General features: G+C 65.4%; 11 protein-coding genes. 10 read left to right on the plus strand and 1 reads right to left on the minus strand.

Annotated features, from left to right (window positions below; translation table 11 throughout):
* The 10 genes from B8784_RS21570 to B8784_RS21235 all read left to right on the plus strand — a co-directional run.
* Nucleotides 1-579: GTA baseplate fiber-binding domain-containing protein (locus tag B8784_RS21570; RefSeq protein ID WP_233356012.1), on the plus strand; the 579-nt coding region annotated here is incomplete at its 5' end.
* Nucleotides 580-621: 42 nt separating this feature from the next.
* On the plus strand, nt 622-1,500 hold the full coding sequence (locus B8784_RS07085; protein ID WP_084396914.1) for a DnaJ C-terminal domain-containing protein: 879 nt from the start codon (nt 622-624) through the stop codon (nt 1,498-1,500).
* A gap of 78 nt (nt 1,501-1,578) precedes the next feature.
* Nucleotides 1,579-1,890 (plus strand): PepSY domain-containing protein, encoded by a 312-nt coding sequence (locus B8784_RS07090; RefSeq protein ID WP_084396917.1) that lies wholly within the window; start codon nt 1,579-1,581, stop codon nt 1,888-1,890.
* A 9-nt stretch (nt 1,891-1,899) separates the two neighbouring features.
* Entirely contained in the window at nt 1,900-2,586 is a 687-nt protein-coding gene (locus B8784_RS07095) for a response regulator transcription factor (RefSeq protein ID WP_084396920.1), read from the plus strand.
* A gap of 27 nt (nt 2,587-2,613) precedes the next feature.
* Entirely contained in the window at nt 2,614-4,017 is a 1,404-nt protein-coding gene (locus B8784_RS07100) for an ATP-binding protein (protein WP_084396922.1), read from the plus strand.
* Nucleotides 4,014-4,610 carry a tetratricopeptide repeat protein gene (locus B8784_RS07105; RefSeq protein WP_084396924.1) on the plus strand — a complete coding sequence of 199 codons (597 nt, stop codon included), beginning with the start codon at nt 4,014-4,016 and terminating at the stop codon, nt 4,608-4,610. Before B8784_RS07100 ends, B8784_RS07105 begins: the two co-directional genes overlap by 4 nt.
* A 65-nt stretch (nt 4,611-4,675) precedes the next feature.
* The gene (locus B8784_RS07110) at nt 4,676-5,101 is read left to right on the plus strand and encodes a cytochrome c maturation protein CcmE (protein WP_084396926.1); all 426 of its coding nucleotides are present in this window, start codon (nt 4,676-4,678) and stop codon (nt 5,099-5,101) included.
* Nucleotides 5,098-7,005, plus strand: coding sequence for a heme lyase CcmF/NrfE family subunit (locus B8784_RS07115; RefSeq protein WP_084396928.1), 1,908 nt, complete (start codon nt 5,098-5,100; stop codon nt 7,003-7,005). The genes B8784_RS07110 and B8784_RS07115 overlap by 4 nt, the downstream gene beginning before the upstream one ends.
* A complete protein-coding gene (locus tag B8784_RS07120) occupies nt 7,002-7,406 on the plus strand; it encodes a cytochrome c-type biogenesis protein (RefSeq protein ID WP_084396931.1) in 405 nt (134 codons plus the stop codon). The genes B8784_RS07115 and B8784_RS07120 overlap by 4 nt, the downstream gene beginning before the upstream one ends.
* 76 nt (nt 7,407-7,482) lie before the next feature.
* A complete protein-coding gene (locus B8784_RS21235) occupies nt 7,483-7,725 on the plus strand; it encodes a hypothetical protein (protein WP_143435344.1) in 243 nt (80 codons plus the stop codon).
* Here B8784_RS21235 and B8784_RS07125 read toward each other — a convergent pair.
* Nucleotides 7,684-8,450, minus strand: a protein-coding gene (locus B8784_RS07125) for an IS5 family transposase (RefSeq protein ID WP_143435309.1) whose coding sequence is annotated in 2 segments (ribosomal slippage) — nt 7,684-8,123 and nt 8,123-8,450 — 768 coding nt in all. Because the reading frame shifts where the segments join, the coding sequence is not laid out codon by codon here. The two genes, B8784_RS21235 and B8784_RS07125, sit on opposite strands and share 42 nt — an antisense overlap.
* Nucleotides 8,451-8,524 lie beyond the last annotated feature (74 nt).

Raw genomic sequence — 8,524 nt, forward strand, 5'->3', positions numbered from 1 at the left:
CTGGCCTGGCTCTCGGGCGCGAACACCATGCTTGTTGCCGGGGAGACAGGCTGGGAGCTTGTCGCCTTCCGCTCCGCCGAGCTCATTGGTGAGAACCGCTGGCGTCTGTCCGGCCTGTTGAGAGGTTTGCGGGGCTCGCCTGCGAGTGACATCGCGGCTGGCGCCATCTGCGTCATCGTGGATGAGAGCCTTGTCGCCACCGCGCTCGAGCCGGACGAAACCGGGCGCGAACTGCTCTGGCAGGCAGGCGGGAGCGATACGCAGGCTTTCACCCATAGGGCGGTTTCCAGCCTGCCCTGGCCGGTCGCGCATCTGCGGGCGGTGGACGGGGGCGCTACGCTCTCTGTCACCTGGCTGCCCTGCGGCCCGGACATTCCCGACAGCTGGGACCTGCCGGACCCGACCGGGCCTCGCCGCTTCCACGTCCAGGCCGAGGCGTCTGGCGCGCTTATCCATGACGCTCAGACCCAGGAAAACACGGCGAGTGTGCCCGCTGAGGCCGATCTGGTGCGGGTCGCTGAGATCGGCGCTGATGGACGTATGGGAAGATGGGTTTCAATCCAGCCCGGGACTCCTTAATTAACGCCTGACGAATCTATTAAACAGAGTGGTCTGAGAAGCGTGAGCCGCGACCTTTACAAGATACTCGGCGTTTCCAGGACGGCGACAGCGGATGAAATCCGCAAGGCGTACCGCCAGAAGGCGAAGACGCTGCACCCCGACCTGCACCCGGACGACAAGGACAAGGCCGACCAGTTCAAGGAAGTCTCCGCCGCCTTCGAAATCCTCGGCGATGAGGAAAACCGCGGCAAGTATGACCGTGGCGAGATCGATTCCGATGGCAATCCGACCGGCTTTGCCGGCGCGGGTCCGGGCGGCGCCGGTGGCGGATTTCGGGGCGGCTATGGCGCCTATGACGATTTCGCCCGTGGTGGCTCCTTCCAGGGTGATGCCTTCGAGGACATCCTGTCGGGCATGTTTGGCGGTCAGCGCCGCCGGCCCGGCCCGCAAAAGGGCGCCGACCTGCGCTACCGCGTCGACATTTCCTTCGAGGATGCCGTTCAGGGCGCCAAGCGCCAGATGACGATGGGCGACGGCAAGGCCCTCAACGTCTCCATTCCCGCCGGCATCGAAACAGGCCAGACCCTGCGCCTGAAAAGCCAGGGCCAGCAGTCCCGCACAGGTGGCCCGCCCGGCGATGCGCTGCTGGAAGTGTATGTCCGGCCAAGCAATATCTGGACGCGCGACGGCTCCGACCTGCGCATGAATGTGCCGGTGTCGCTGAAGACGGCGGTGCTCGGCGGCACGGTCGATGTGAAGACGCCTGGCGGTGTCGTCACGCTGAAAGTGCCGGAAGGCTCGAACACCGGAACGGTGCTGCGGCTGCGTGGCAAGGGCGTCCAGTTCAAGGACAAGCCGGGCCATCTCTATGCCCGCCTCGAGATCGTGCTTGAAGATCCGAAGGATCCGGGCTTGCGTGAATGGGCCGGAAAAGGTTGATATAGCCGTGGGGGAGGACGCAAGACCGCGTTTCCCATTCACGGAACGTTCAGGGCTGATGGACGATATTACCGCACCATGAAACGGATGCTTCTCGCGCTTGCGCTCTGCGCCACTGCAGTGAGCCCTATGGCCTACGGCCAGGGTCAGTGGGGCAGTTCGTTCACCGCCGACGAAGCCCGCGACGCGCGTGAGAAGGGCGAGATCAAGCCTTTGAATGATCTCCTGCGGCCGATTCGCAACCAGTATGGCGGGAATATGCGCCGGTTCGACGGCCTCTATGAAAGAGGTGGCCGCAAGGTGTATGTGATTGACTGGGTTACGGGCCGGGGCGAGCTGGTGACGTTCACGATCGATGCCCGGTCTGGACGCGTGCTCAGCAAGAGCTAGGTTGTTTCCATGAGAATTCTTGTCGTTGAAGATGATGCAGACCTGCGCCGGCAACTCGCCGACGCGCTGACACAGTCCGGCTATGCCGTCGACCTCGCCGCCGATGGCGAGGACGGTCACTTTCTGGGCGATACAGAGCCCTATGATGCGGTGATCCTCGATCTCGGCCTGCCGAAGATGGACGGCGTGACCATCCTCGAACGCTGGCGCGAGGACGGGAAGGATTTTCCCGTCATGATCCTGACCGCGCGCGACCGCTGGAGTGAAAAGGTCGCCGGCTTCGATGCGGGCGCCGACGACTATCTGACCAAGCCGTTCTATACCGAAGAGCTTCTGGCCCGCCTTCGCGCGCTCCTGCGCCGGGCGACAGGGCATTCGGCGGCCGCGCTCGAAGCCGGCAGCCTGCGCGTCGATACCCGTGCCGCCCGCGCCACCGTTTCCGGCCGGCCGGTCAAGCTGACCGCGCATGAATATCGCGTGCTCTCCTATCTGATGCACCATCAGGGCCGGGTCGTGCCGCGCACCGAACTGGTCGAGCACATCTACGATCAGGACTTCGATCGCGACTCCAACACGATCGAGGTCTTCATCGGCCGCCTGCGCAAGAAGATCGGCCAGGAGCGTATCCAGACCGAGCGCGGCCTCGGCTATCGCCTGGTCGTGCCGGAGGGCGAGACGGCTGGCCTTGCCGGCTGAGCCCGGCCCGCCGCGACTGACCCGCAGATGAGCGGAGACGAGCCCCCCAAGCCCCCGAAACCCGAGCTGTCGCTCTCGCGGCGGATGCTGATCGGGGCGGTGATCTGGAGCCTGATCGCCGTCGTCGGCGGCATCGTGGCGATGACGCTGTCCTATCGCGCCCAGACCATCCGCCTGCTGGAGCAGGAGCTTGATTCGGTCTTGGTGACGCTGCCGCGCGCGCTCGAAATCCTGCCCGATGGCCGGGTCGTCGACCTGGAAGACAAGCTGCCGACCGATGTGCGCTACGACCTGCCGCTCTCGGGGCGCTACTGGGCCATGATCGCGGTCAATGAGGACAATTCCTTCGGTGACGATATCCGCTCGCAGAGCCTCTGGGACGGGCCGCTGCCGGTTCCGGACGACCTTGCTGCCTCCGCGCTCGCCAATCCCGGCATGACGGTCTACGACAATGCCGTCGGCCCGGCAGACGAACGCCTGCGTGTGGCTGTGCGGGCGATCACGGTGCCCAATCGCGAGCAGCCCATCCTGCTCATGGCGGCGGCCGACCGTGAGGCCACCGATGAGGGCGCCAACCAGCTGCGCCTGCTTCTGCTGATCAGCATGACCTTCCTCGCCGCCGGCACGCTGATCGCGCTGTGGGTCGGCCTGCGCCTGGCGCTCCTGCCGTTTGACCGCGTGCAGCTTCACATCGCGCAGGTGCGCGAGGGCAAGCGTGCCCGCCTCGACGGGGACTATCCGGTCGAAGTGCTGCCGCTGACGGAAGAGCTCAACAAGCTGCTCGACAATAACCGCGCCATTGTCGAACGCGCGCAGACCCATGTCGGCAATCTCGCCCATGCGCTGAAAACCCCGCTGGCGGTGCTGCGCAACGAGGCGACCGGCAGCTCCGCGCTGGATGATGTCGTGCGCCGCCAGACCGAGACGATGCGCGCCAATGTCGAGCATTATCTCAAGCGCGCCCAGGCCGCGGCCCGCTCCGAAGCGCTGGGCGTGCGCACCGAGGTCAAGCCGGTGCTCGACGGCATCGTCCGCCTGCTCAATCGCCTGTTCGAAGAGAGCGGGGTGTCTGTCTCCTCCACGGTCGAGCCGGGCCTCTTCGTCCGCGTCGAACAGCAGGACCTCGAGGAGATGCTGGGCAACATCATGGAGAATGCCTGCAAGTGGACAAAATCACGCGTTGAAGTCTCTGCGGAGGCGGGTGACAACGCGCAAATGCTGATCCATGTCGACGATGATGGCGAGGGCCTGACCGATGAAGAACGCGCAGCGGTCGTCAAGCGCGGCGTGCGTCTGGACGAGACCGCGCCGGGCACGGGGCTTGGCCTGTCCATCGTCGCGGATATTGCCGAGATGAATGGCGGGCGGCTGACCCTGTCCGACAGCCCGCTGGGCGGCCTGCGCGCAACGATTGCGGTGCGCCGCTCATGACCCGCAAGACGCTCTATCTCCTGGCAGGCGCCGTCATCGTGGCCGCCGGCCTCTACCTTCTGAAGGGCCGTCCGCTGCTGGCCGAGCAGCCCTATGCGACGCGCGAGGCCGAGCTTGCCAATCGCAATGCGGAGGATCTCTCGCCGCCGGAAATGCTGGCGCGTCTGCAGATGGCAGCCCGCCAGCAGCCCGATGCGCCGGAGCCGCAATACTTCATCGGTGTCCTGCTGCGCACGCAGGGACGCACAGACGACGCGCTGCGGGCGTTCCAGTCCTCGCTGCGCCGTGATGATGAATATGTCCCGGCCCTGATCGCGCTCGCCGATGCCATCATGATGCGCGATGGCGGGGTCGTGACCGAGCCGGCCGCACGGCTTTACGACCGCGCCTGGCGTCTCGATCCGACCAAGGTTCGCGCCGGGATGCTTGCCGCCATGCCGGCCTATGAAGCCGGCGATGTCGAGGCCGCCGAGCAGCACTGGGCGAAGATCACGGGTGAGCTTGAGCCGGGAGACCCGCGGCTCGGCATGCTGGAGGCGTTCAAGTCGCAGGCCGACGAACGCCGGGCCGAAGCGGCTGCGGAACAAGAGTAGGGAAGTTTACGGAGCTGTTTCGGTCGCAGTGTCATTTATAGCGGCTTTCGGTATAGGATGAGCGCATGAGAGCACGAACCAAGAGACTCTGGGGTGTCGGAACAGCCGCTGCGCTGCTGGTCTCGGCCGTGGCCCTGTCGGCCATGGCGCTGAAGCAGCATGCCGACCTGTTCTACACGCCCGGCCTGATTGCCCAGAACGGCATGCCGGATGAGGGCAAGCGCGTCCGCGTCGGCGGTTGGGTTCAGGAAGGCTCGCTCGCCTATGGCGACGGCGCCGAGATGAATTTTCTGATCGAGGACGGCTCCGGCGAGACGGTTATGGTGAGCTATACCGGCATCGCGCCGGACCTCTTCCGCGAGGGCGAAGGCGTGGTCGCAACCGGCCGGTTCGGCCCGCATGGCGATTTCACCGCCGAACAGATCCTCGCCAAGCATGACGAGAATTATGAACCGCGCGAACTGAAGAAGGTTCAGCAGGCAGCTTCATGATCGAAGCAGGGCATTTCGCGGCATTCCTCGCACTGGTGTTCAGCGGGCTGCAGGTCGGCTTCGGTCTCCGCACCGACCGGGAACGGGCCGGGCTGTTTGCGAAGCTCGCCTTCGTGACGATGCTGTTTGCCTTCTTCACGCTGATCTGGGCCTTTGCCCGCTCCGACTTTTCCGTCGAACTTGTCTTCGAACACTCCCACACGCTGAAGCCGCTTGGCTACAAGATTGCCGGGACGTGGGGCAATCATGAGGGCTCGATGGCGCTGTGGTGCGTGGTCGGGCTCGGCTTCGGGGCTGCCGGCGCCTGGCTTCTTAAGACCGGACGGCCGGCCTTCGAGGCGCGCGCGCTCGGTATTCAGGGGCTGCTCAGCCTCGCCTCGCTCGCCTATCTGCTGCTGGCTTCCTCGCCCTTTACCCGGCTCGATCCGGCCCCGCTTCAGGGCAGCGGTCTCAACCCGCTGCTGCAGGACCCGGCGCTCGCCATCCATCCGCCGATGCTCTATCTCGGCTATGTCGGCTATTCCTTCGTCTTTGCGCTGGCTGCGGCCGGCCTCATCGAGGGCCGTATCGACCGCGACTGGGCGAAAGCCGCGCGTGGCTGGGCGCTGGCCGCCTTTGTGCCGCTCACGCTTGGCATCGCGCTCGGCAGCTACTGGGCCTATTACGAGCTTGGCTGGGGCGGCTGGTGGTTCTGGGACCCGGTCGAGAATGCGAGCCTGATGCCCTGGCTGATCGGGGCCGCCCTGATGCACTCGGTCATCGTCACCGAGAAACGCGGCAGCTTCGCCGCCTGGACGGCCCTGCTGGCTGTGCTCGCCTTCTGCTTCTCCATGCTGGGCGCCTTCCTCGTGCGCTCCGGTGTCCTGACCTCGGTGCATGCCTTCGCCGTTGATCCGTTGCGCGGTTCGGTCCTGCTGGCTGGCCTTGTGGTGCTGGGCGGTTCGGCGCTGCTGCTGTTTGCGATCCGCGCGCCGAAGCTCAAGCCCGGGCCGGACTATGTCGCCGTCAGCCGCGAAGGCGCGCTGATGGGCAACAATCTCGTCCTCACCGTGGCGGCTGCGACTGTCATGCTGGGCACGCTCTTCCCGCTTCTCGCCGAAGCTCTGGGCGAGACGATTTCGGTGGGTGAGCCGTACTTCCATCTCACCTTCACCCCGATCATGGCGCTTGCCCTTGTGGCCCTGCCGGTTGTCCAGGCCTGGGCCTGGGGCAAGGCAGACCTCTCTTCACTGTGGAAGTGGGCGGCAGGCTTTGCCGGCCTGGTCGCCGTCTTCTGGCTCGCCGGGGTCGGTCCGCTGGACATTCCGCTGCTCGCCGGGGTCGGCTTGGCCATCGCTGTCTGGCTGATCTTCGGGGCCGCACAGGAAATCTGGCGCCGGGCGAAGACGGTTGAGCGCCTGCCGAAGATGCCGATGCGGGTGTGGGGGATGACGCTCGCCCATGCCGGGCTCGGCCTGTTCGTCGCCGGGGCCGTCCTCGAGACGACCGCGCGTACGCAGACCACGCTCGCCCTGCAGGAGGGCCAGAGCCAGGAGGTTGCCGGCTGGACGATGACGCTTGACGATGTCTCCAGCATCGAAGGCCCGAACTGGTATGCCGACCGCGCCACGCTGACGGCCACGCGCGGCGGCACGAAAGCCACGCTGAAGCCGCAGAAACGCTATTATCCGGCCGCCCGCATGCCGACCACGGAAACCGCCATTCACAAGACCGGCACGGCCGATCTCTATGTCGCGCTGGGCGACGGGCGGCGCAGCCGGGAAGGGGAGACGCGCTGGACCTTCGAGGTTTTCCTCAACCCCTTCATCGACTTCATCTATCTCGGCGTGGCGCTGATCGCGCTGGGCGCGGGCCTCAGCATGGTCGGCAAGCGCAAGCGCCCGAAGACGACGGAGGCCGCATGAAAGCCCTGCTTGCCTCGCTCATCCTGATCTTCGCTGCCGAAGGCCAGCTCGCCGATCCGCAGGAAGAGGCGCGCGCGCAGGATCTCATGCGCGAAATCCGCTGTGTGGCCTGCGAGAACGAACCGATCTCCAATTCCGGCTCCGACATTGCCGTCGATATGCGCGAGCGCGTGCGCGAGTTGGTGGCGGAGGGCAAGTCGGACGAGGAAGTGCGTAACTGGTTCGCCGAACGTTATGGCGAGTTCGTGCTCTTCCGGCCCTCCTCGCACGGGATTCGCGGTGTCCTGCTCTGGGGGCTGCCTTTCGCGCTGCTGATTGCCGGGGGGGCGCTCGCCTTTTTCCTGCGCCGGCGCCAGACGAAAGCCGATGTGAAGGCCATCGATCCGGAAGATGCCGTATAGCCTTCGCGCGCCGGCCTTGTGAGGAAGCCCTGTCTCGATCACCCTAATTGCAAGCAGGCGGGAGAAATTGGTCACCATGCATACTGAAACGGTCCGTTTTGCAGGCGCCGAAGGACAGGAGCTGGCCGGCCGGCTGGATCATCCCGTTGGCGAAGTGCGCGGCTGGGCGATTGTGGCCCACTGCTTCACCTGCTCGAAACAGTCGCACGCCGCGATCCGGGTGGCGAAGGGCCTGGCCGAGCGCGGCATCGGCGTGTTGCGCTTCGATTTTACCGGGCTAGGTTGTGGACTCATAAACCCTGGTCCAGAGTCGCGTTGAGGCGAGGGCGATGGCTGCGAGGAAGTTCCTTGCGAGCTTGTCGAAGCGTGTTGCGCATCGTCTGAAGTGCTTGAGTTTGTTGAAGTATCGCTCGACCAGATTGCGCTGGCGGTAGATGTCCCTTGCGACTGAGCGCTGGACTTTGCGGTCCCGCTGGGTGGGAATGTGAGCCTCCGCCCCGGCCGCTTCGATCTGCTCGATCAGGGCACGGGCGTCATAGCCCCGGTCGGCGACGACATGACGGGCCTGCCTCAGGCTGGCGATCAGGGCGGCCCCGGTGGCCTTGTCGCTGGCCTGGCCGGGCGAGAGCGCCAGGCGGATGGGCAGGCCGGCCTCATCGACCACGGCATGGATCTTGGTGCTCAGTCCCCCGCGAGAGAGACCGATGGCGTGATCCGGCCCCCCTTTTTTCCGCCTGCGGCGTGCTGGTGGGCGCGGATGATAGAACTGTCGATGAAGGCCATGGATTCCGGGCTCTGCTGCGCCAAAGCGTTGAAAACATTGATCCAGACGCCAGCCTTCGCCCATCTGTTGAAGCGGTTGTAGACCGTCGTGTAAGGGCCGTAGCGTTCCGGCAGGTCACGCCAGGGCGACCCCGTCCGCAGAATATAGAAGATGCCGTTCAGCACCCGGCGGTCATCGGTCCGCGCCACCCCGCGCGGCTTGTTCGGCAACAAGGGCGCAATGATCGCCCACTCCGCATCGCTCAAATCAAAACGGGCCATGAGACACCTCCTTCAAGGCAAGTGAATCATGACCCGTCCAATATGGGAATCCCGCTTATGGGTACAGAACCTAG

The sequence above is a fragment of the Henriciella aquimarina genome (genome assembly GCF_002088975.1).
Classification (GTDB): Bacteria; Pseudomonadota; Alphaproteobacteria; order Caulobacterales; family Hyphomonadaceae; genus Henriciella; species Henriciella aquimarina.

Coding starts and splice junctions, on each gene's coding strand:
- B8784_RS07090 (WP_084396917.1), top strand. CDS start 1,579: ATGAAACGGATGCTTCTCGCGCTTGCGCTCTGCGCCACTGCAGTGAGC.
- B8784_RS07095 (WP_084396920.1), top strand. CDS start 1,900: ATGAGAATTCTTGTCGTTGAAGATGATGCAGACCTGCGCCGGCAACTC.
- B8784_RS07100 (WP_084396922.1), top strand. CDS start 2,614: ATGAGCGGAGACGAGCCCCCCAAGCCCCCGAAACCCGAGCTGTCGCTC.
- B8784_RS07105 (WP_084396924.1), top strand. CDS start 4,014: ATGACCCGCAAGACGCTCTATCTCCTGGCAGGCGCCGTCATCGTGGCC.
- B8784_RS07110 (WP_084396926.1), top strand. CDS start 4,676: ATGAGAGCACGAACCAAGAGACTCTGGGGTGTCGGAACAGCCGCTGCG.
- B8784_RS07115 (WP_084396928.1), top strand. CDS start 5,098: ATGATCGAAGCAGGGCATTTCGCGGCATTCCTCGCACTGGTGTTCAGC.
- B8784_RS07120 (WP_084396931.1), top strand. CDS start 7,002: ATGAAAGCCCTGCTTGCCTCGCTCATCCTGATCTTCGCTGCCGAAGGC.
- B8784_RS21235 (WP_143435344.1), top strand. CDS start 7,483: ATGCATACTGAAACGGTCCGTTTTGCAGGCGCCGAAGGACAGGAGCTG.